The organism is Stenotrophomonas sp. YJH_SMC_8 (assembly GCF_059371315.1).
Window position 1 is genome coordinate 119,227 of record NZ_JCAFUL010000004.1, and the last position, 22,239, is coordinate 141,465.

Here is a 22,239-nt window from a genome sequence, read left to right on the forward strand (position 1 = left end):
GTGCCGTCAGGTGCTGGCCGGTAGAATGGCCCCATCCGGCCGGCAACGGCCCTGTCTGAAGGACCTCCCCCATGACCATTCCCGCCCTGCGCGATGTTCCCGGCGTCGCCGCCCAGGCCCCGGCCGAAACCACCGGCTTCGTGTTCAACCACACCATGCTGCGGGTGAAGGACATTACCGCCTCGCTGGACTTCTACACCCGCGTGCTCGGCTACCAGCTGATCGACAAGCGCGACTTCCCGGAGGCCCAGTTCAGCCTGTATTTCCTGGCCTACGTGCCCGCCGGCGTCACGGTGCCGGAAGATGACAACGCCCGCCGCCTGTGGATGGCCGGCCTGCCGGGCGTACTGGAACTGACCCACAACCACGGCACCGAGAACCAGGACGGCGCGGTCTACCACGACGGCAACAGCGACCCGCGCGGCTTCGGCCACATCTGCGTGTCGGTGCCGGACATCGAGGCCGCCTGCCAGCGCTTCGAGAACCTCGGCGTGACCTTCCAGAAGCGCCTGACCGACGGCCGCATGAAGAACCTGGCCTTCATCAAGGACCCGGACGGCTACTGGGTCGAGATCATCGCCAACGCCTGACCCGGAAAGGGGCACAATTCCGGTAGCGCCAGGCCATGCCCGGCGGCCTTGAGCAGGCCGCGCTGAGCGCTCGCCGGGCACGGCCCGGCGCTACCGACTCCGTCCCCTTTTTTGCGAGGTTCGTATGGAAACGATGGAACTTCACCGTGGCCGCCTGATCGACCACATCCAGCTGGTAGTGCGCGACCTGGCGGCCAGCCGCCGCTTCTACCAGGCGGTGTTCGACACCATCGGCATCCCGGTGGCCGGTGAAGGCGATGACTACTTCTGGGCCGACGAGCTGTTCATTTCCAGCGCCAGCAGCGAGGCCGCCGCTGGCCAGCTGACCGGACGCCACCACCTGGCGTTCCAGGCCCGCGACACCGCCACTGTCGATGCCTTCCACAGCGCCGCCATTGCCGCCGGCGGCACCGACAACGGCGCGCCCGGCGAACGCCCCTACCACCCGGGCTATTACGGCGCGTTCGTGCTCGATCCCGATGGCAACAACATTGAAGTGGTCTACCACGGCCCGGCCAACTACAGCGCCGACTCGGTGAAGGTCACTTTCTGATTTCACCGATGCCGTGAACGAAGAAGCCGGGCAATGCCCAGCTTCTCTGCTTCCGACGGTGTGGCCCTCAGTGGGCGGCCATGTAGATGTCCTGCAGCACGGCCTTTTCCAGCTCCAGCTCGCCCAGCAGGTTCTTCACGATGTCGCCCAGGCTGAGGATGCCGACCAGGCGGGTGCCTTCGGTGACCATCAGATGACGGCGCCGCGAGTACGTCATCAACGACATGGCCTGCTTCAGGGTGGCCTCCGGGGCGATGCCTTCCAGGCCGGTGGACGGCAGGCTGGAAATCACCCGGCGGCCGGCCTGCGGGCCGTCGTCGGCCAAGGTGCGCACGATGTCCTTTTCGGAAATGATGCCGACCGGGGCATCGTCCTTCATCACCACCAGCGCAGCGATCCTGTTCGCGCTCATCTTGTGGGCGGCGGCACCGATGGTGTCTTCGGCGTCGATGGTGATGACAGCTTCTTTCTTGGATTGCAGGAGTTCGCGGACGTTCATTCTTGTTTCCTGGTGCAGGTCACTGAAGTCAAAAAAGTGTGCTCTTCCGATACGCCCCCTCCCCGGGAACAGACCTTTCAGCGCACGTCTGGCGCACACGCCGGCCTTGGGAGATGGATCGGCAGGCATCGTGCTGCAACGCGAACGAGGTGGGTTCAACCGCTCACCCTGGACCTCGGTCAACTTGATTCTACGACTGCGACCATCGGTCACTACCGGCATCGATGGGACAGTTCGTCGTGGGAACCAACCGACGATCCAGAGAATGGCACCGCGGCTGAAACCGCCGCTGAATACACGCGATGCCGCGTGTTAAAGATTGATTGATGGCTGCCGACGGCGGACAGAACACCCTGAGGCTGTCCCACTTCGCACGGACTCCGGCACAAACGAAAGGGGGCCACTGGGGCCCCCTTCGCTTGCAGCATCCAACCGAGCCGACGGGTGTTACTCCACTGTCACGCTCTTGGCCAGGTTGCGCGGCTTGTCCACGTCGGTGCCACGCGCCAGCGCGGTGTGGTAGGCCAACAACTGCACCGGAATGGTGTGCACGATCGGGCTGAGCACGCCGGCATGGCGCGGTGTACGAATCACGTGCACGCCTTCGGACTCGTTGAAGTTGCTGTCCTGGTCGGCGAACACGAACAGCTCGCCACCACGGGCGCGCACTTCCTGCATGTTCGACTTCACCTTTTCCAGCAGGCTGTCGTTCGGCGCAATCACCACCACCGGCATGTCCTCGTCCACCAGCGCCAGCGGGCCATGCTTCAGCTCGCCCGCCGGGTAGGCCTCGGCGTGGATGTAGGAGATTTCCTTGAGCTTGAGCGCGCCTTCCAGCGCGATCGGGTAGTGCAGGCCGCGGCCCAGGAACAACGCGCTGCTCTTGCGCGCGAAACGCTCGGCCCACGCAGCGATCTGCGGCTCCATGTTCAACGCGTGCTGCACGCTGCCCGGCAGGAAGCGCAGCTGCTCCAGGTAGTCCGCTTCCTGTGCCGCGTCGATGCGGCCATGCAGCTTGCCCAGCACCACGGTCAGCTGGAACAGTGCCGCCAGCTGGGTGGTGAAGGCCTTGGTCGAAGCGACGCCGATCTCGGCACCGGCACGGGTGTAGCAGACCAGTTCGCTGGCCCGCGGAATCGCACTTTCCGGCACGTTGCAGATCGACAGCGTGTGCTTGTGGCCCAGCGACTTGGCGTACTTCAGCGCTTCCATCGTATCCAGCGTTTCGCCGGACTGGGAAATGGTGACGATCAGGTGCTTCGGGTTGGCATACGCGGCGCGGTAGCGGTACTCGCTGGCGATCTCCACGCTGCACGGCAGGCCGGCGATGGCCTCGACCCAGTAGCGTGCAGTCAGGCCGGCGTAGTAGCTGGTACCGCAGGCGATGATCTGCACGCCCTCGATGCCCGACAACACCGCCTCGGCGTTCTTGCCGAACAGCTCGGCCGGGAAACCACCGGCATCGATCGCCGCCTCGATGGTGTCGCCCAGCGCGCGCGGCTGCTCGTGGATTTCCTTCTGCATGAAGTGGCGGTACGGGCCCAGCTCCAGCGATGCCAGCGACACGTCGGACAGATGCACGTCGCGCTCGACCGGCTGGTCGCGCTCGTCGAAGATGCGCACGCCGTCGCGGCGGATTTCGGCGGTGTCGCCCTCTTCCAGGAAGATCACCTTGCGGGTGGCCGAGATCACCGCCGAGACGTCGGAGGCGACGAAGTTCTCGCCTTCGCCCAGGCCGATCAGCAGCGGGCAGCCCATGCGCGCGCAGACGAAGCGCTCCGGCTCGGCGCGGCTGACCACGGCCAGCGCGTAGGCGCCGGTCAGTTCCTTCACCGTGTGCTGCAGCGCCACCAGCAGGTCGTCGCCATCCTTCAGGTGGTGGTGGATCAGGTGTGCGATGACTTCGGTATCGGTCTGCGACTCGAAGGTGTAGCCCATCGCGCGCAGCTTCTCGCGCTGCTCTTCGTGGTTCTCGATGATGCCGTTGTGCACCAGCGCCACGCCCTGGCTGATATGCGGATGCGCATTGGCCTCGGTGACACCACCGTGGGTGGCCCAGCGGGTATGACCGATGCCGAGCACCGCGTTGAAGCCCTCGGCCTCGGCCGCCGTGGCCATTTCCGACACTCGGCCGGTACGACGCACGCGACGCACCTCCGACCGCTCGGCATGGTCGATCACCGCGATACCCGAGGAATCGTAACCACGGTACTCAAGGCGCTTCAGACCCTCGATCAGCACCGGCACTACGTCGCGATCAGCGATCGCACCCACGATTCCACACATGTCACGCGTTTCCTTGAAGACGATCGTCGCATTCTAGCCTGCGTGTCCGGCTTCCCCCTCCTGTCCGCTTAATGAAAGTGTCCGGAAAGGTGTCCGCGGACACCCGGACACTTCAGGCGCCCACCCAACTCATTGATGGAAAAGGAAATAAAGTTGGCACGCTACGTGCTTGGTACTGGCTACCACCGTCAGGCACGCACCCGATGATCCGCGACACTTCCGCCCAGGACCAGATCGTTTCCTCCGCCCCGGCCAGCGCCCCGCGCGCCAACTGGCTCCGTTACCGTTGGCCGGCGCTGGGCACGATCGCCCTGCTCGCCGGCATCGGCTGGGCCGTGCACGCCTGGTCCAACGCCAGCCGCTCCTTCGACAGCAGCCGCGTGCGCATCGCCGAAGTGAAGCGTGGCGATCTGGTCCGTGACATCGCCGCCGATGGCCGCGTGATCGCCGCCAACAGCCCGATCCTGTATGCCATCTCCGCCGGCACCGTGGACTTGAAGGTGGTCGCCGGCGATGTGGTGAAGAAGGGGCAGGAACTGGCGATCATCGACAGCCCCGAACTGCGCAGCAAGCTGGCCCAGGAACAGGCCACCCTGGCCGGCCTGGAAGCCGAGGCCAGCCGTGCCGCGCTGGACGCCACCCTGGCCCGCGCCAAGTCGCGCAAGGAAACCGACCAGGCCACCATCGAACGGCAGGCCGCCGACCGCGACCTGCAGCGCTATCAGCGCGGCTACGACGGCGGTGCGGTGCCGCAGATCGACCTGGCCAAGGCCAAGGACTCGTTGAAGAAGGCCGACATCACCCTGGCCAACGCCACCACCGATGCACGCCTGCAGAGCCAGGGCGCCGACCTGGATGCCCGCAACAAGCGCCTGCTGGCCGATCGCCAGAAGGCGGTGGTGGCCGAAGTGCAGCGCCAGGTCGACGCGCTGACGCTGCGTGCCCCGTTCGATGGCCAGGTCGGCCAGGTGCAGGCGGTGCAGTCCACCAACCTGGCCGCCAACGCCCCGGTGCTGGGCGTGGTCGACCTGTCCAAGTTCGAAGTCGAGATCAAGGTGCCGGAGAGCTTCGCCCGCGACCTGGCGATCGGCATGCCGGCACAGCTGACCGGTGGCAACGGCCAGCCGTTCCCGGGTGAGATCAGCGCGGTGTCGCCGGAAGTGGTCAACGGCGAGGTCAACGCACGCGTGCGCTTTGCCAGCGCGCAGCCGGAAGGCCTGCGCCAGAGCCAGCGGATGTCGGTGCGCGTGCTGCTCGATACCCGCAGGAACGTGCTGAAGGTCGAGCGCGGCCCGTTCGTCGAACAGGGCAACGGCATGGCCTACGTGATGGATGGCCGCACCGCCGTGCGTCGTCCGGTGGAACTGGGCGTCAGCAGCCTGGGCGAAGTGGAAATCAAGTCGGGTGTGCAACCGGGCGACCGCATCGTGGTCTCCGGCAGCGACCTGTTCAAGGACGCCGAGCGCGTCTCCGTCAACTGATACCTGATACCTGAATCCTGGAGAGAGGACACCCCATGTACATGCTCGAAATGCGCTCGGTCGCCAAGGTCTTCCGCACCGAACAGGTGGAAACCCACGCACTGCGCTCGCTGGAACTGCAGGTCAAGGAAGGCGAGTTCGTCGCCGTCACCGGCCCGTCCGGTTCCGGCAAGACCACCTTCCTCAACATCGCCGGCCTGCTGGAAACCTTCACCAGCGGCACCTACATGCTGGACGGCCAGGACGTGAGCACGCTGGGCGATGATGCGCGCAGCCGCCTGCGCAACCAGAAGATCGGCTTCATCTTCCAGGGCTTCAACCTGATCCCGGACCTCAACCTGTTCGACAACGTCGACGTGCCGCTGCGCTATCGCAGGATGAGCGCCAACGAGCGCCGCGAACGCATCGAGAAGGCGCTGACCCAGGTCGGCCTCGGCTCGCGCATGAAGCACTACCCGAACGAGCTGTCCGGCGGCCAGCAGCAGCGCGCGGCGATCGCACGTGCCCTGGCCGGCAGCCCGCGCCTGCTGCTGGCCGACGAACCGACCGGCAACCTGGATACGCAGATGGCCCGTGGCGTGATGGAACTGCTGGAAGAGATCAATGCCGCCGGCACCACCATCGTGATGGTCACCCACGACCCGGAACTGGCCGCACGCGCGCAGCGCAACGTGCACATCGTCGATGGCCAGGTGACCGACCTGGTGCGTGAGCCGGTGCTGGCTACGCCGGTGCGCCACATCGTCGCCGTCAACGAGTGAGGGCCCGACCATGTTCGCCTACTACGCCCGATTGGCGGCGCGCAGCTTCCGCCGCAACAAGGTCCTGACCGCGCTGATGGTGGTTGCCATCGCGCTCGGCATCGGCGCCTCCATGACCACATTGACCGTGTTCCACGTATTGTCCGGCGACCCGATTCCCGGCAAGAGCGACCGCCTGTTCTACGTGCAGCTCGACGCCGCGACCGGCGCCTATGTCGCCGGCGAAGAGCCGGAAACCCAGCTGACCCGCTTCGACGGTGAAGCGCTGCTGCGCGAAGCCAAGGGTGAACGCCAGGCACTGATGAGCGGCGGCGGCGGCACCATCGAACCGGACAACAGCACCCTCAAGCCCTTCAGCATCGACACCCGCTGGACCTCGGCCGACTTCTTCCCGATGTTCGAGGTGCCCATGCAGTACGGCCGCCCCTGGACGCGCGAGGACGATGAAGGCCGCGCACGCGTGGTGGTCATCTCCAAGGCGCTCAACGACAAGCTGTACCAGGGTGCCAACAGCGTGGGCCGCGACCTGCGCATGGAAGGCCAGAGTTACCGCATCGTCGGCGTGATGAAGGAATGGAGCCCGGAGCCCCACTTCTACGACCTGACCACCGGCAGCTACGGCAAGAACGAAGACCTGCTGCTGCCGATCTCCACCTCGTTCGACCTGAAGCTCGGCAACAACGGCAACATGAACTGCTTCGGCGAAAACCCCGACGGCAACAGCTACTCGCTCAATGCACCGTGCGCGTGGTTGCAGTACTGGGTGGAAATGGACCCGGCCAAGGCCGGCGACTACCGCCGCTACCTGGAGAACTATTCGACCCAGCAGCGCGAGGCCGGCCGCTTCAAGCATCCGCCGAACGTGCGCCTGCGCACCGTGATGGAATGGCTGGACTTCAATGGTGCCGTCCCCAGCGACGTGCGCCTGCAGCTGTGGCTGGCGCTGGGCTTCCTCGGTGTCTGCCTGGTCAACACGGTAGGCCTGCTGCTGGCCAAGTTCCTGCGCCGCAGCGGTGAGATCGGCGTGCGCCGTGCGCTCGGTGCCAGCCGCGGCCAGATCTTCCTGCAGTGCCTGGTGGAAGCCGGCGCGGTCGGCGTGGTCGGTGGCGTGCTCGGCATCGGCCTGGCCCTGCTCGGCCTGTTCGCGGTGCGCCAGCAACCGGTGGAGTACGCCAAGCTGGCCCACCTGGACGGCAACATGCTGCTGCTCGCACTGGGCCTGACCCTGTTCGCCAGCCTCGCCGCCGGTTTCCTGCCCGCCTGGCGCGCCATGCAGGTCACCCCGGCCATCCAGCTCAAGTCGCAGTAAGCACCCGAACGAGGACTCCCATGGACATCCGCCCCATCCTCAGCACGCTGCGCCGGCACAAGACCGCTGCCGCCCTGATCGTGCTGGAAGTCGCACTGACCTGCGCCATCGTCTGCAACGCGCTGTTCCTGGTCAGCCAGCGCGTGGAAAAGATCAGCATGCCCAGCGGCATCGCCGAGAGCGAACTGGCAATGCTGCGCGTCAGCGGCATCGGCAAGCAGACCGACGCCATGGCCCGCACCCGCGAGGACCTGGCATCGCTGCGCGCGATCCCCGGCGTCAGCAACGTCACCATCATCAACCAGATCCCCTTCCGCAACGGCTCCTCCAGCAGCAGCATCTCGCGCGTGATCGACCAGGAACGGCCGACCACCAACGCCTCGATGTACACCCTGTCGGAGAACGGGCTGGCCACGATGGGCATCAACCTGATCGCCGGCCGCGATTTCCTGCCTGACGAGTACCAGAACTTCGAAGACGTCAGCAAGGGCGGCGCCAAGGAAAAGGCCATCCCGGTCATCCTCACCCAGGCCACCGCCGCCAAGATGGAGCCCAACGGCAGCGCCCTGGGCAAGACCTACTACATGGGCAAGCAGTCGCTGCACGTGGTCGGCATCGTCGATGTCCTCAGCACACCCAATGGCTGGAGTGACAACTGGACCAACTCGATGCTGCTGCCGATCCGCCGCACCTTCGACGACGGTGGCACCTACATCCTGCGCACCTCGCCCGAACGCCGCCAGGAAGTGCTCGACGCCGGTGCCGCCGCGCTGGAACGCAACGACCCGAACCGGCTGATGCGCGACAAGCTGACCTATGAAGACCAGCGCAAGGACTTCTTCAAGAACGACCGCGCGATGGTCGGCCTGCTGATCACCGTCAGCATCTCGCTGCTGGTGGTCACCGCGCTGGGCATCATCGGCCTGGCCAGCTTCTGGGTGCAGCAGCGCAGCAAGCAGATCGGCATCCGCCGTGCGCTGGGCGCGACCCGCGGGCAGATCCTGCGCTACTTCCAGACCGAGAACTTCCTGCTGGCCACGCTGGGCATCGTGCTGGGCATGCTGGCTGCCTACGCGATCAACCTGGCCCTGATGAACCTGTACGAGCTGCCGCGCATGCCGCTGTACTACCTGCCCCTGGGCGCACTGCTGCTGTGGGTGCTGGGCCAGATCGCGGTGTTCGGTCCGGCACGGCGTGCGGCGGCGGTACCGCCTGCGGTCGCCACGCGGGGCGCGTGAGATGCGTGCCTGCGCGATGTGCCTGATGCTGCTCCTGCCACTGCCGGCGCTGGCCGGTGGTGGCAGCGCACAGACGCTGGAATGGCGCCAGGATGGAGCGCGGCTGTCGCTGCGCTCGACCGAAGGCCAGGTGCATGTGGAGGCCGCCAGCCCGGAAGCACGCTTCGGCGTACGCAGCGGGGATCGCATCCTCCGCGTGGACGACACGGCGGTGCGCCGGGTCGAGCACCTTGCCGTGGCCTTGCGCCATTCCAGCACAGCCACTGCCTATCTGTTGCTGCGCCGCGACAGACGCGAACTGACGGTGGCGGTCAACGCCGCCGCATGGCGACAGGCACTGGATGTCCCGCCACCACCCGCGCCACCACCTCCGCCGGCCCCACCCGGGCGCTGAGCATCATCCGCTCCTGCACGGCCACAGGTTTGGCTATGCTTGATGGGTGGCGCCGGGCTCTCCCGGTGCGTGGACACGAACGGCTCCATCGGCGCCGCCCATCCCTTTCTGCAGAACCGCTTGATGCCTGCGATCCTGATCATCGACGACAACGCCAGCGTGGGTACCGCGCTGGACGTGCTGTTCTCCCTGCATGACATCGATACCCTGCAGGCGCAGACGCCCGCCGACGGGCTGGCGCTGCTCGAATCACAGCCGGTCGACCTGGTCATCCAGGACATGAATTTCAGCGAGGACACCACCTCCGGTGAAGAGGGCGAGGCGCTGTTCGCGCAGATCCGCGCGCGCCATCCGGACCTGCCGGTGATCCTGCTCACGGCGTGGACCCATCTGAGCAGCGCCGTGGACCTGGTCAAGGCCGGTGCCGCCGACTACCTGGCCAAGCCGTGGGACGATCGCAAGCTGCTGACCACGGTCAACAACCTGCTGGAACTGTCCGAGGCGCGCCGCGAGCTGGACCGCCGGCGCACGCGTGAACTGCGCCAGCGCAATGCGCTGGAAGCGAAGTACGACCTGTGCGGTGCGGTAGTCGCCGATCCGGCCAGCGAGCGTGTGGTCACCCTGGCCTGCCAGGTCGCACGCTCGGAACTGCCGGTGCTGATCACCGGCCCCAACGGCGCCGGCAAGGAAAAGATCGCGCAGATCATCCAGGCCAATTCGCTGGTGGCCAAGGGTCCGTTCGTGGCGGTCAACTGCGGCGCGCTGCCCTCGGAACTGATCGAAGCCGAGCTGTTCGGTGCCGAGGCCGGTGCGTATACCGGCGCCAACAAGGCACGCGAAGGCAAGTTCGAAGCCGCCGATGGTGGCACCCTCTTCCTGGATGAGATCGGCAACCTGTCGCTGGGCGGGCAGATGAAGCTGCTGCGCGTGCTGGAAACCGGCCGCTTCGAGCGCCTGGGCTCCAACCGCGAACGCCAGGTCAAGGTCCGCGTGGTCAGCGCGACCAATGCCGACCTGCCGGCGATGATCCGCGACGGTACCTTCCGCGAAGACCTCTACTACCGCCTCAATACGGTGGAACTGGTGCTGCCGCCGCTGGCCGAACGACCGGGCGACATCGTGCCGCTGGCCGAACGATTCCTGGCCGCCGGCAAGCCGCTGTCCAGCGCCGCCACCGCAGCACTGCAGCGGCACCCGTGGCCCGGCAACGTGCGCGAACTGCGCAACGTGATCCAGCGTGCCGAACTGCTGGCCACCGGCAACCGCATCGAAGTGGCCGATCTCAACCTGCCACGCGCAGCCGTCGCACCGCGACCGGCACCCAGCGCAGGCAATGATCCCGACCGCGCACGCATCGAGGAGGTACTGGCGCGCAACCATGGCGTCATCGCCCAGGCTGCCGCCGAGCTCGGCCTGAGCCGCCAGGCGCTGTACCGGCGCATGGACCGCCACGGCATTCCACGCGAATGAAGCGGCGCTCCTTCACTTTCCGCCTGTTCCTGCGCCTGCTGCCGGTGCTGGCACTGGCTGCGGCACTGCCGTGGCTGCTGGCCTACTGGATGGACCATGGTTGGGTGGTGACCACGGTATCGGCGCTGATCCTGCTGTCGCTGATGTGGTGGACCCTGCGCCGTGCGACGGCGCCGGTACGCTCGCTGATGCGTGCCCTGGCCGGTACCACCAGCAGTTACCGCGACGGCGAATACAACTTCGGTGTGCACTGGCCGGGGAACGACGAGCTGGGCGACCTGGTGCAGGCCCACCGCGAACTGGGCGACGTGCTGCGCGCGCAGCGACAGGGACTGGTGCAACGTGAGCTGCTGCTGGACACCATGGTGCAGAACACGCCGGTGGCGATGCTGCTGATCGCCTCCGGCGGTGATGGCGTGGCTCGCGTGGTGTTCTCCAACCTGGCGGCGCGCAAGCTGCTGCACGGCGGCTGGAAGCTGGAAGGCCAGCGCCTGGAAGACGTGCTGGAACAGGTGCCGGTGGAACTGCGCGATGCCATCGCCCGTGGCGGTGACAGCTTGTTCGCGGTACATGCCGATGGCGAAGACGGCGACGAGGACGATGAGCAGGTCTACCACCTCTCGCGCCGCGCGTTCCAGCTCAACGGCCGCCCGCACGACCTGCTGCTGGTGCGGCTGCTGACCGCCGAACTGCGCCGCCAGGAAGTGCAGACCTGGAAGAAGGTGATCCGGGTGATCAGCCACGAGCTCAACAACTCGCTGGCGCCGATCGCTTCGCTCGCCCATTCCGGCGGCGTGCTGGTGCAGCGCGAGCGCTTCGACCGGCTGCCGGAGATCTTCACCACCATCGAAGACCGCGCACGCCACCTGGAAGGCTTCATCCGCGGCTACGCGCGCTTTGCCAAGCTGCCACAGCCACAGCTGCAGACCGTGCACTGGGCACCGTTCCTGTCCAGCCTGCGCCAGCAGATTCCGTTCGGCATGGAACGTGAACCGGACGAGGAGCTGAGCAGTCGCATCGACATCGCGCAGTTCGGGCAGGCGTTGTTGAACCTGCTGAAGAACGCGCACGAAGCCTGCGCCGAAGCCGAGCCGCCCAACGATGACGTGCAGGTACAGCTGACGCGGCTGCCGCAGTGGCTGCGCCTGGACGTGCTTGATCGCGGCAAGGGCATGAACGAGCAGGTGCTGCAGAACGCACTGATGCCGTTCTATTCGACCAAGCGCAACGGCACCGGGCTGGGGCTGGCGCTGACGCGCGAGATCGTGGAAGCGCACGGCGGACGCGTGTCACTGCAGAATCGCGGCGATGGCGGGTTGTGCGTGTCGATCCTGCTGCCGGTGGGTTGAGCGGGCCGATCGGGGCTACCGGTAGTCGCCACCCATGGTCGGCCAGTCAGTAGATCCACGCCATGCGTGGATATGCCGACCAAGGTCGGCAACTACCAGAAGCACGCACCGCCATGCGCGGATGTGCCGACGAAGGTCGGCATCTACCAGATCTTCCGCATCGCCACGCGCAGATGCATCGGAAACCCGAGCGCAGCCTCTTCGGCCATCACCGACTGCAGTCCGGCACCCCACTCCGCCTCCGGCACGGTGACGAACCCTTCGCTGGCATAGAAGGCCGCATTCCACGGCACGTCGGACAACGTGGTCAGCACAGCCGAGCGATAGCCTTCCGCCCGGGCCTGTACCAATGCATGGCGCAACAACGCGCGCCCATGACCCTGCCGCGCGTGCGCAGGATCTACATCCATCTGCAGAACGTGGAACTCACCCGCCAGTTCGCCGGCAAGCAGATACCCGGCGATGCCACCGTCAGCCGCATCCACCACCCACAGCTGCCGGCGCTCAAGGCCGTTCTGCAGTGTCGGCAGGTCCAGGCCATGCCCGGCGAACACCGGATAGGCCTCATGGCCCTTCAACACCTCGCCGGCGCGCTGCTCGATGCCGGGCAGCACACCGAGTTCATCGGCGCGAGGAAGGCGGGGCTCAGGACTTCTTGAGCGGGCGCTTCCAGCCATCGATGGTTTCCTGTCGTGCACGTGCCAGTGTCAGCTTGCCGTCCGGCGCGTTGCGGGTGATGACCGAACCGGCGGCAATGGTCGCGCCGTCGCCAATGGTCACCGGCGCTACCAGCGAACTGTTGGAGCCGATGAACGCGTTGTCGCCGATGGTGGTGGTCGACTTGTTCACGCCATCGTAGTTGCAGGTGATGGTGCCGGCGCCGATGTTCACCTTGCTGCCGATCACCGCATCGCCCAGGTAGGTGAGGTGATTGGCCTTGCTGCCCACACCCAGCATGACCTTCTTGGTCTCGACGAAGTTGCCGACGTGCACGCCATCGGCCAGCACGGTGCCCGGGCGCAGGCGGGCGAACGGGCCGATCTGCGCAGCGCCTTCGGTGACCACGCCTTCCAGATCGCAATGCGCGCGCACTTCGGTGCCCGGCCCGAGGTTGACGTCCTTCAGGCGGTTGAACGGACCGACGGTGACCCCGTCACCGAGCACGATGTTGCCTTCCAGCACCACGTCGACATCGATCAGCACGTCGCTGCCAACGGTGACGGTGCCGCGGATGTCCAGCCGTGCCGGGTCGCGCACGCGCGCGCCCTGCGCGCACAGCGCACGCACTGCGCGACGCTGCCAGGCACGCTCCAGCTGCGACAGCTGCCACGGATCGTTCGCCCCTTCGGCTTCCTGCGCGTCGGCCACCAGCGCCATCTCGGCCGGGGTGTACTCGTGCGCGGCGAACGCGAACACGTCGGTCAGGTAGTACTCGCCCTGTGCGTTGCTGTTCGACAGCTGCGACAGCCAGCGGCGCAGCGCAGTCGATTCCGCGGCGATGATGCCGGTGTTGATGATGCGCACGCGCAACTGCTCGTCGCTGGCATCCTTCTGCTCGACGATCGCACCCACCTTGCCCTCGGCATCGCGCAGCACGCGGCCATAGCCGGTCGGGTCATCCACCTCGGCCACCAGCACCGCCAGCCGACCCGGCTGCGCGAGCAGCTCACGCAGGGTCTGCGCACGGATCAGCGGTACGTCGCCGTACAGCACCAGTACCTGTGCAGCATCGGGCACCTGCGGCATCGCCTGCGCGACGGCGTGGCCGGTGCCGAGCTGCTGTGCCTGTTCAGCCCATTGCAGGTCCTGCTGGCCGGCGAAGTACTGGCGCACGGCTTCGCCGCCGTGGCCATGGACCACATGGATCGCCGCCGGCTGGAGCTCACGGGCCGCATCGATCACGTGCGCCAGCATCGGCTGGCCCGCGATCGGCTGCAGCACCTTCGGCAGCACCGACTTCATGCGCTTGCCAGCGCCAGCGGCGAGGATGATGACGTGCAGGGGTTGGGTCATGGGAACGGCAGTCCGTGGTTCGTTGCCGGTGATTCTAGAGCGTGCGCCGTTAACATGGGCATCCCTCCCCCTTCGCCATGCCGATGAGCCTCATCCGCCAGGGAAGCGCCTACCTCGTCATCGGGCTCGTGCAGCTGTTGCTCGACTGGCTCGTGTTCGTGGTCACCACCGCGCTGGGCATGCCAGTGGCGCCGGCCAACGTCGCCGGGCGCCTGGCCGGCATGCTGCTGGGCTTCTGGCTCAACGGCCGCTACACCTTTGCCGAGGCGGGCGCACAGAGACTGGGCTGGAAGCGCTTTGCACGCTTCTTCGGACTATGGCTGCTGCTCACCGTGGCGAGCACGTTGCTGGTGAGCCTGGTGGACCACGCGCTGGGCCTGCAGTACACCTGGCTGGCCAAGCCACTGGTGGAAGGCGGGCTGGCCTGCGTCTCGTTCCTGTTGATGCGGTATGTGGTGTATCGCTGATACAGCGCCAGGATCGGGATCGGAAACGGGATCGGAAACGGGATCGGGATTTGTAGAGTCGACTGTTAGTCGACTGCTCTTCCGTAAGGTCGCGAAAATCCCGCGCTGCGCGCGGTAGTCGACTAACAGTCGACTCTACCCGGTCGACTCTACCCGGTCGACTCTACACAGCCACCCAAACAAAAACGCCGGCACAGGGCCGGCGTTTTCGTGGATGCAGCGCGTGAACCTCAGTGCTTGAGGGTCTTGCGCAGGCGTTCCAGGGCCTGCAGCTGGACAACGGCTTCGGCCAGCTTCTGCTGGGCTTCGGCCACTTCCATCGCTTCACCGCGGTTGGCCAGGATGCGCTCGGCTTCTTCCTTGGCCTTGCGGACCGAGGCTTCGTCGATGTCCTGCGCGCGGATCGCGGTGTCGGCCAGCACGGTCACCACCTGCGGCTGCACTTCCAGGATGCCGCCGGAAATGGCGAAATCCAGCTGCTCGCCGTTCGGCGTGGTCACCACCACCTTGCCCGGCTTCAGGCGGGTGATCAGCGGCGCGTGCTTGGGCGCGATGCCCAGTTCGCCCAGCTCACCGGTGGCCACGACCAGGGTCGCTTCGCCACGGAAGATTTCCTGCTCGGCGCTGACGATGTCGCAACGGATCGTGCTCATGCAAATCTCTTCGCTGTTCGCGGCGGCGCAATGCCACCGTGGGAGTCCACCGGCGCGGGCGGTTGCCCGGCGCCGGCGTCAGGTCGGGCAGGATCGCTCCCGCCCGTCCCGGATCAGGCCTTCTCGGCCATCTTCTTGGCCTTCTCGACCGCTTCTTCGATGCCGCCGACCATGTAGAACGCCTGCTCCGGCAGGTGGTCGTACTCGCCATCGACGATGGCCTTGAAGCCACGGATGGTGTCCTTCAGCGGCACGTACTTGCCCGGCGAACCGGTGAACACTTCGGCCACGTGGAACGGCTGGCTGAAGAAGCGCTCGATCTTACGGGCGCGCGACACGGCCTGCTTGTCCTCTTCGGACAGTTCGTCCATGCCCAGGATCGCGATGATGTCCTTCAGTTCCTTGTACTTCTGCAGGGTCTGCTGGACGCGCTGGGCGGTGTCGTAGTGCTCGTGGCCGATGACCAGCGGGTCCATCTGGCGGCTGGTGGAGTCCAGCGGATCGACGGCCGGGTAGATACCCAGCGAGGCGATCGAACGCGACAGGGTGACGGTCGAGTCCAGGTGGGCGAAGGTGGTCGCCGGCGACGGGTCGGTCAGGTCGTCCGCGGGAACGTAGACGGCCTGGATCGAGGTGATCGAGCCATTCTTGGTCGAGGTGATGCGCTCCTGCAGGACGCCCATTTCCTCGGCCAGGGTCGGCTGGTAACCCACGGCGGACGGCATACGGCCCAGCAGTGCCGACACTTCGGTACCGGCCAGGGTGTAGCGGTAGATGTTGTCGACGAACAGCAGGACGTCCTTACCCTTGCCGTTTTCGTCCTTCTCGTCGCGGAAGTACTCGGCCATGGTCAGGCCGGTCAGGGCGACGCGCAGACGGTTGCCCGGCGGCTCGTTCATCTGGCCGTACACCATCGCCACCTTGTCGAGGACGTTGGAGTCCTTCATTTCGTGGTAGAAGTCGTTGCCCTCACGGGTACGCTCACCCACGCCGGCGAACACGGACAGACCGCTGTGCGCCTTGGCGATGTTGTTGATCAGTTCCATCATGTTGACGGTCTTGCCGACGCCGGCGCCGCCGAACAGGCCGACCTTGCCGCCCTTGGCGAACGGGCACATCAGGTCGATGACCTTGATGCCGGTTTCCAGCAGTTCGGTGGCCGGGGACTGGTCTTCATACGACGGGGCCGCGCGGTGGATTTCCCAGCTGTCGCTGGCGGCCACCGGGCCGGCTTCGTCGATCGGACGGCCGAGCACGTCCATGATGCGGCCCAGGGTGCCAGCGCCAACCGGCACGGAGATGCCGCGGCCGGTGTTGGTGGCGACCAGGTTGCGCTTCAGGCCGTCGGTGGAACCGAGGGCGATGGTACGCACCACGCCGTCGCCCAGCTGCTGCTGGACTTCAAGGGTGATTTCGGTGTTGTCGACCTTCAGTGCGTCGTACACCTTCGGCACCGACTCACGCGGGAATTCGACGTCGACGACCGCGCCGATGATCTGAACGATCTTGCCCTGACTCATTGCTGCATCCTCTAAATGTGTGCTTTGAACGAACGCGGTCAGACTGCTGCCGCGCCGCCGACGATTTCGGAGATTTCCTGGGTGATCGCTGCCTGGCGCGCCTTGTTGTAGACGAGCTGCAGGGTGCCGATCAGCTTGTTGGCGTTGTCGCTCGCCGCCTTCATCGCAACCATGCGTGCTGCATGCTCGGAGGCGACGTTTTCCAGCAGTGCCTGGTACACCAGCGACTCGATGTAACGCGTCATCACGTGCTCCAGCACGGTCGCGGCATCGGGTTCGTACAGGTAATCCCAGTCGTGGTGAGCGACCTGCTTTTCAGCCGGCGGCAGCGGCAGCAGCTGATCGAAGCTGGCCTTCTGCGTCATGGTGTTCACGAAGCGGTTGTAGACCAGGTACACGCGGTCGACCTTGCCTTCGGTGAAGGCGTCGAGCATGACCTTGATCACACCGATCAGCGATTCCAGCTTCGGCACGTCGCCGATGTGGGTCACGCTGCCGACCATGTTGACCTTCACGCGGCGGAAGAAGGTCGATGCCTTCTGGCCGATGGTCACCAGGTCCACTTCGGCACCCTTGTCCTGCCATGCCTTGGCTTCGCCCAGCATCTTGCGGAACAGGTTGTTGTTCAGGCCGCCGGCCAGGCCGCGATCGGAGGAGATCACGATGAAACCGACCCGCTTGACCTGCTCACGCTCGACCAGGAACGGATGCTGGTAGTCGGTGCTGGCCTGGGCCAGATGACCGATCACCTGCTTCATCGCCTGCGCGTACGGACGCGAGGTCTTCATCCGATCCTGCGCCTTGCGGATCTTGGAGGCCGAGACCATTTCCAGGGCGCGCGTCACCTTGCGGGTGTTCTGCACGCTCTTGATCTTGGTTTTGATTTCGCGTCCGCTTGCCATCTCTTGTTTCCCGTGGCGCGGGGCTGATGCCCCGCGTTGTTCAACCGTTTGTCATCTGGTCCAGCGGAGCCAGCGGCTCCGCTCTACAGGACCGCGATTACCAGCTGCCGGTGGTCTTGAACTCGGCGATGCCCTTCTTGAAGGCACCTTCGATGTCGTTGTCCCAACCGCCGGTGGCGTTGACCTTGCTGACCAGTTCGCCCTGGGTGTTGGCGAAGTGGGCGTGCAGGCCTTCTTCGAACGCCAGCAGCTTGTTGACCGGCACGTCGTCGAGGTAACCCTCGTTGACGGCGTAGATCGACAGCGCCTGGTTGGCGATCGACATCGGCGCGTACTGCTTCTGCTTCATCAACTCGGTGACGCGCTGGCCACGCTCCAGCTGCTTGCGGGTCGCTTCGTCCAGGTCCGAGGCGAACTGCGCGAACGCAGCCAGCTCACGGTACTGGGCCAGCGAGATACGGATGCCGCCCGACAGCTTCTTGATGATCTTGGTCTGGGCCGAGCCACCGACGCGCGACACCGAGATACCGGCGTTCACGGCCGGGCGGATGCCGGCGTTGAACAGGTCGGTTTCCAGGAAGATCTGGCCGTCGGTGATCGAGATCACGTTGGTCGGAACGAAGGCGGACACATCGCCGGCCTGGGTTTCGATGATCGGCAGCGCGGTCAGCGAACCGGTCTTGCCGGTGACCTTGCCTTCGGTGAACTTCTCGACGTATTCCTCGGACACGCGGGCAGCGCGCTCGAGCAGACGGGAGTGCAGGTAGAACACGTCACCCGGGTAGGCTTCACGGCCCGGCGGGCGCTTCAGCAGCAGCGAGATCTGGCGGTAGGCGACAGCCTGCTTGGACAGATCGTCGTACACGATCAGCGCGTCTTCGCCGCGGTCCATGAAGTACTCACCCATGGTGCAGCCCGAGTAGGCGCTGATGTACTGCATGGCAGCCGATTCGGAAGCGGTCGCGGCCACCACGATGGTGTGGGCCAGCGCGCCGTTCTCTTCCAGCTTGCGCACGATGTTGGCGATGGTCGAAGCCTTCTGGCCGATCGCAACGTACACGCACTTGATGCCGGTGCCCTTTTGGTTGATCACCGCATCGATCGCCATCGCGGTCTTGCCGGTCTGGCGGTCGCCGATGATCAGCTCGCGCTGGCCACGGCCGATCGGGATCATCGCGTCGACCGACTTGTAACCGGTCTGCACCGGCTGGTCGACCGACTTGCGCCAGATCACGCCCGGAGCAACACGCTCCACCGGAGCGGTCAGGTCGGTGCCCAGCGGGCCCTTGCCGTCGATCGGCTCGCCCAGCGCGTTCACGACGCGGCCCAGCAGTTCCGGACCGACCGGCACTTCCAGGATGCGGCCGGTGGTCTTGGCGACGTCGCCTTCGCGCAGGTTCTCGTAGTCACCCAGCACCACGGCGCCGACCGAGTCGCGCTCCAGGTTCAGGGCCAGTGCGAAGGTGTTGTTCGGCAGTTCGATCATTTCGCCCTGCATCACGTCGGCCAGACCGAAGATGCGCACGATGCCGTCGGACACGCTGGTCACGGTGCCTTCGTTGCGCGATTCCGCGGCCAGCTTGACCTTCTCGATGCGGTTCTTGATCAGTTCGCTGATTTCGGAGGGGTTGAGCGTGGTTGCCATCGTCAAGTCCTAGTGCCGGCAGCGGGGCCGGACGTTAAATGAATTCAGTTAGCGAGCGCGGTCTGCAGACGGGCCAGCTTGCCCTTCAGCGAACCATCGATGACCACGTCGCCGGCGTCGATCACGGCGCCGCCGATCAGCGAGGCATCGACCGCGGTGGTCACATCGACCTCGCGGTTGAAGCGCTTGCGCAGCGCGACCTTGATCGCGTCCAGCTCACCGGCCGACAGTTCGGCGGCCGAGGTGACGGTGGCCTTGACCACGTGCTCGGCTTCGGCGCGCAGGGCGTCGAACATGCCGGAGATTTCCGGCAGCAGCGGCAGACGATGCGATTCGGCCAGGATGGCCAGGAAGCGCGAGTAGGTCTCGCCGTGCGACACCGGCGCCAGCAGGGCGACGGCGTCGTCACGACCCAGCTCCGGGTTGGCGAGCAGGGCCGCCACGCGCGGGTCGGCGGCGACGTGGGCGGAGAACGCCAGGGCGTCCGACCACGGCGCGAACGCGCCTTCGTCGCGCGCGGTCGCGAACGCGGCGCGGGCGTACGGGCGGGCAAGCGTGAGGGCCTGGCTCATCCTTAGATCTCCGAGGCCAGCTCGTCGAGCAGCGCCTTGTGGGCGTTGGCGTCGATTTCGCGCTTGAGCAGCTTTTCGGCACCGGTCACGGCCAGCGCGGACACCTGCTTGCGCAGATCTTCACGGGCACGGTTGGCGGCGGCGTCGATTTCAGCCTGGGCCAGTTCTTTCTGACGGGTGGCTTCGGTGATCGCTTCGTTACGGGCAGCATCAACGATCTGGTTGGCACGTGCGTGGGCCTGATCGATGATCTCGTTGGCCTTGGTGCGTGCTTCCTTCAGCGCTTCGTTGACCTTCTCCTGCGCCTGGGCCAGATCTTTCTGGCTGCGGTCGGCAGCAGCGAGGCCTTCAGCAATCTTCTGCTGGCGCTCTTCGATCGCGTTCATCAGCGGCGGCCAGATCTTGGTCGCGATGATCCAGATCAGACCAGCGAAGGCCAGCGCCTGCGCAAGAAGGGTGAAATTGATATTCATGGTTAGCTCGATCGCTGGTTTCGGGGTGGACGCGCCGCCGTAGCGGCGCATCCGGCCTTCATCCGAAACCGGGTGCATCAGCACCCGGTCGTCTCAAACCGCTGTATCAGCCGGCCAGAGCCTTGGTGACGGCGCCAGCGAAGGCAGCCGACAGCGGGTTGGCGAAGGCCAGCAGCAGGCCGACGGCGACCGAGATGATGAACGCGGCGTCGATCAGGCCGGCGGTGATGAACATGCGGACCTGCAGGACCGGGATCAGTTCCGGCTGGCGGGCGGCCGACTCCAGGAACTTACCAGCCATGATGGCCAGACCCAGACCGGCGCCCAGCGCGGCCAGGCCGATCATGATGCCGACGGCAAGGGCGGTGGAGCTCTGAATCTGCGCGAAGTTGGTCAGGACGGCGAAGTACATGGTTATCTCCAGGAACTTAAGTTGCTAAGGGTGATGAAACGGATGAAGGTTGAAACGCGTTGAAGCTTGAAACTCAGTGAGCGTCTTCCGACAGGCTCAGGTACACGATCGACAGCATCATGAAGATGAAGGCCTGCAGCGGGATCACCAGCAGGTGGAACAGCATCCAGCCGAGGCCGAACACACCACCGGCAATGGCACCGAAGAAACCGGCACCACCCAGCACCCAGATCAGCAGGAACACGATTTCGCCGCCGAACATGTTGCCGAACAGTCGCATCGCCAGCGAGATCGGCTTGCTCAGCCACTCGACGATGTTGAGGATCAGGTTGAACGGCATCATCCACTTGCCGAACGGCGCCGTCAGGAATTCCTTGATGAAGCCGCCCAGGCCCTTCGACTTCAGTGCGAAGAACAGCATCAGGAAGAACACGCTGATGGCCATGCCCAGGGTGGCATTGACGTCAGCGGTCGGGACCGGCTTCCAGTAGTGCACGCCCACCCATTCCAGCGGCTTGGCGATGAAATCGGCCGGGATCATCTTCAGCAGATTCATCAGCAGAATCCAGAAGAAGATGGTGATGGCGATCGGCGTGACCAGCTTGCTCTTGCCGTGGTAGGTGTCCTTGGCCTGGCGGTCGACGAACTCCAGGCAGATTTCCACGAAGGCCTGCCACTTGCCCGGCACGCCGGCGGTGGCCTTGCGGGTGCCCAGCCAGAACGCGACAACGATCACCAGGCCCATCAGGACCGCGGTGAGGAAGGTATCGACGTGGATATGCCAGAACATACCCTCACCCTTGCCGACCGGCGCGGTCAGGTTGTGCAGGTGATGCTGGATGTAGCTGGTAGGGGTTAGAGCCTCGCCCGCCATGTGTCCGGAACCTTCAGTTAATTGAATTCTGTCAACGCCTGGCCATGGCCAGGACCTGGAACATCAAGCCGACGGCGATACCGGCCAACAGCGCCAACGCAGGCAGCTTGAAGACCAGGAACCCCACCAGCAGGACGCCGAAAACCACGACCCACTTGGCCACGATCGCAATGATCAGGCGAGCCATCGCCGATCCTGCGGCCAGTGCCCCGCCGCCCAGTGCCATCCGTGCCGCCACCCAGCCACCGGCCGAAATGGCCACACCGGACGCCAGCGCGCCGAGGGCGTATTTCGGACCCACCAGCAGGAAGGCCAGGGCCAGGACAGCGACCGCGGCCAGCGGGTAGACCGCGGCGCGCAGCATCAGTCGCCGACCCGCATCAACGGAGTTCAGCACAGGACGTCCCGCGTGGTTGCAAGTGGAGGGCTGAGGCGGCTACAGCAGGGGGGCCTCATCGAGCCGCCAAATTATAGCAATGGGACAATTTGCGAGACAACCGCTGCCTGTTCATCCCGGGAAGCCGCAAGTTGCGGTAACGGTTACATTTTTGCGTGCCACCCGGGGGACAATGACGTCCGTATGATGCTGCGGCGCAATATTGAACTTTGGTCGCATCCGGCGGAACTTTCGCCCAAGGCACCGGTCCGATCTTTCGACCTGCCTGCAGCAACCTCGTCGACGCTCCGCCCCGCAGGTCCCACGATGGCCCCGAAGCCCGGCTCCGGGGCCATCTTTTTGCATCGTGGCGACAGCACTGAACCGTGCACATCGCGTGGA

The 22,239-nt window shown here is 65.6% G+C and carries 23 protein-coding genes; 10 read left to right on the forward strand and 13 right to left on the reverse strand.

Annotated features, from left to right (window positions below):
* The first annotated feature begins 71 nt into the window (after window positions 1–71).
* The gene (gene gloA / locus AC5P88_RS06195) at window positions 72–590 is read left to right on the forward strand and encodes a lactoylglutathione lyase (protein WP_495224595.1); all 519 of its coding nucleotides are present in this window, start codon (window positions 72–74) and stop codon (window positions 588–590) included.
* 124 nt (window positions 591–714) lie between these two features.
* Window positions 715–1,143, forward strand: coding sequence for a VOC family protein (locus AC5P88_RS06200; RefSeq protein WP_106550945.1), 429 nt, complete (start codon window positions 715–717; stop codon window positions 1,141–1,143).
* Between the two features lie 67 nt (window positions 1,144–1,210).
* On the opposite strand, the gene AC5P88_RS06205 is transcribed toward AC5P88_RS06200, so the two are convergent.
* Entirely contained in the window at window positions 1,211–1,642 is a 432-nt protein-coding gene (locus AC5P88_RS06205) for a CBS domain-containing protein (protein ID WP_005411115.1), read from the reverse strand.
* Window positions 1,643–2,089: 447 nt separating this feature from the next.
* A complete protein-coding gene (glmS, locus tag AC5P88_RS06210) occupies window positions 2,090–3,928 on the reverse strand; it encodes a glutamine--fructose-6-phosphate transaminase (isomerizing) (RefSeq protein ID WP_495224596.1) in 1,839 nt (612 codons plus the stop codon).
* 203 nt (window positions 3,929–4,131) lie between these two features.
* Here glmS and AC5P88_RS06215 point away from each other — a divergent pair, with 203 nt between their 5' ends.
* From AC5P88_RS06215 to AC5P88_RS06245, 7 genes are all read left to right on the forward strand, one after another.
* Entirely contained in the window at window positions 4,132–5,409 is a 1,278-nt protein-coding gene (locus AC5P88_RS06215) for an efflux RND transporter periplasmic adaptor subunit (RefSeq protein WP_099551134.1), read from the forward strand.
* A gap of 35 nt (window positions 5,410–5,444) precedes the next feature.
* Window positions 5,445–6,170: an ABC transporter ATP-binding protein gene (locus AC5P88_RS06220; RefSeq protein WP_111113587.1), complete on the forward strand. Its 726-nt coding sequence runs from the start codon at window positions 5,445–5,447 to the stop codon at window positions 6,168–6,170.
* Between the two features lie 10 nt (window positions 6,171–6,180).
* Window positions 6,181–7,479, forward strand: coding sequence for an ABC transporter permease (locus tag AC5P88_RS06225; RefSeq protein ID WP_005414537.1), 1,299 nt, complete (start codon window positions 6,181–6,183; stop codon window positions 7,477–7,479).
* A gap of 20 nt (window positions 7,480–7,499) precedes the next feature.
* A complete protein-coding gene (locus AC5P88_RS06230) occupies window positions 7,500–8,717 on the forward strand; it encodes an ABC transporter permease (protein ID WP_106550947.1) in 1,218 nt (405 codons plus the stop codon).
* A gap of 16 nt (window positions 8,718–8,733) precedes the next feature.
* A complete protein-coding gene (locus tag AC5P88_RS06235) occupies window positions 8,734–9,111 on the forward strand; it encodes a PDZ domain-containing protein (RefSeq protein ID WP_181358241.1) in 378 nt (125 codons plus the stop codon).
* A 123-nt stretch (window positions 9,112–9,234) separates the two neighbouring features.
* Window positions 9,235–10,581 carry a sigma-54-dependent transcriptional regulator gene (locus AC5P88_RS06240; protein ID WP_106550953.1) on the forward strand — a complete coding sequence of 449 codons (1,347 nt, stop codon included), beginning with the start codon at window positions 9,235–9,237 and terminating at the stop codon, window positions 10,579–10,581.
* Window positions 10,578–11,930 (forward strand): sensor histidine kinase, encoded by a 1,353-nt coding sequence (locus AC5P88_RS06245; RefSeq protein ID WP_099554693.1) that lies wholly within the window; start codon window positions 10,578–10,580, stop codon window positions 11,928–11,930. Before AC5P88_RS06240 ends, AC5P88_RS06245 begins: the two co-directional genes overlap by 4 nt.
* A gap of 143 nt (window positions 11,931–12,073) precedes the next feature.
* Here AC5P88_RS06245 and AC5P88_RS06250 read toward each other — a convergent pair whose 3' ends face one another.
* Window positions 12,074–12,607 (reverse strand): GNAT family N-acetyltransferase, encoded by a 534-nt coding sequence (locus AC5P88_RS06250; RefSeq protein ID WP_495224598.1) that lies wholly within the window; start codon window positions 12,605–12,607, stop codon window positions 12,074–12,076.
* Window positions 12,576–13,943 carry a bifunctional UDP-N-acetylglucosamine diphosphorylase/glucosamine-1-phosphate N-acetyltransferase GlmU gene (glmU, locus tag AC5P88_RS06255; RefSeq protein WP_495224599.1) on the reverse strand — a complete coding sequence of 456 codons (1,368 nt, stop codon included), beginning with the start codon at window positions 13,941–13,943 and terminating at the stop codon, window positions 12,576–12,578. The genes AC5P88_RS06250 and glmU overlap by 32 nt, the downstream gene beginning before the upstream one ends.
* Before the next feature lie 83 nt (window positions 13,944–14,026).
* Between glmU and AC5P88_RS06260 the strand changes: the two genes are divergently transcribed.
* Complete coding sequence (locus AC5P88_RS06260) at window positions 14,027–14,410, forward strand: GtrA family protein (RefSeq protein WP_106550951.1); 384 nt, start codon at window positions 14,027–14,029, stop codon at window positions 14,408–14,410.
* A gap of 230 nt (window positions 14,411–14,640) precedes the next feature.
* On the opposite strand, the gene AC5P88_RS06265 is transcribed toward AC5P88_RS06260, so the two are convergent.
* The 9 genes from AC5P88_RS06265 to AC5P88_RS06305 all read right to left on the reverse strand — a co-directional run bounded on the left by AC5P88_RS06265 (window position 14,641) and on the right by AC5P88_RS06305 (window position 21,858).
* Window positions 14,641–15,063 carry a F0F1 ATP synthase subunit epsilon gene (locus tag AC5P88_RS06265; RefSeq protein ID WP_005411127.1) on the reverse strand — a complete coding sequence of 141 codons (423 nt, stop codon included), beginning with the start codon at window positions 15,061–15,063 and terminating at the stop codon, window positions 14,641–14,643.
* A gap of 113 nt (window positions 15,064–15,176) precedes the next feature.
* A complete protein-coding gene (atpD, locus tag AC5P88_RS06270) occupies window positions 15,177–16,583 on the reverse strand; it encodes a F0F1 ATP synthase subunit beta (RefSeq protein WP_106551344.1) in 1,407 nt (468 codons plus the stop codon).
* Window positions 16,584–16,621: 38 nt separating this feature from the next.
* Window positions 16,622–17,485 carry a F0F1 ATP synthase subunit gamma gene (atpG, locus tag AC5P88_RS06275; protein WP_006471334.1) on the reverse strand — a complete coding sequence of 288 codons (864 nt, stop codon included), beginning with the start codon at window positions 17,483–17,485 and terminating at the stop codon, window positions 16,622–16,624.
* Between the two features lie 97 nt (window positions 17,486–17,582).
* Complete coding sequence (gene atpA, locus AC5P88_RS06280) at window positions 17,583–19,130, reverse strand: F0F1 ATP synthase subunit alpha (RefSeq protein WP_106551345.1); 1,548 nt, start codon at window positions 19,128–19,130, stop codon at window positions 17,583–17,585.
* Between the two features lie 44 nt (window positions 19,131–19,174).
* Entirely contained in the window at window positions 19,175–19,702 is a 528-nt protein-coding gene (locus AC5P88_RS06285) for a F0F1 ATP synthase subunit delta (protein ID WP_005411131.1), read from the reverse strand.
* Window positions 19,703–19,704: 2 nt separating this feature from the next.
* Window positions 19,705–20,175, reverse strand: coding sequence for a F0F1 ATP synthase subunit B (locus AC5P88_RS06290; RefSeq protein ID WP_005419512.1), 471 nt, complete (start codon window positions 20,173–20,175; stop codon window positions 19,705–19,707).
* Window positions 20,176–20,281: 106 nt separating this feature from the next.
* Window positions 20,282–20,587: a F0F1 ATP synthase subunit C gene (atpE, locus tag AC5P88_RS06295; protein ID WP_005411133.1), complete on the reverse strand. Its 306-nt coding sequence runs from the start codon at window positions 20,585–20,587 to the stop codon at window positions 20,282–20,284.
* Window positions 20,588–20,660: 73 nt separating this feature from the next.
* Complete coding sequence (gene atpB, locus AC5P88_RS06300; RefSeq protein ID WP_010481316.1) at window positions 20,661–21,461, reverse strand: F0F1 ATP synthase subunit A; 801 nt, start codon at window positions 21,459–21,461, stop codon at window positions 20,661–20,663.
* Window positions 21,462–21,492: 31 nt separating this feature from the next.
* Complete coding sequence (locus AC5P88_RS06305; protein ID WP_006394654.1) at window positions 21,493–21,858, reverse strand: hypothetical protein; 366 nt, start codon at window positions 21,856–21,858, stop codon at window positions 21,493–21,495.
* Between the last annotated feature and the right edge of the window lie 381 nt (window positions 21,859–22,239).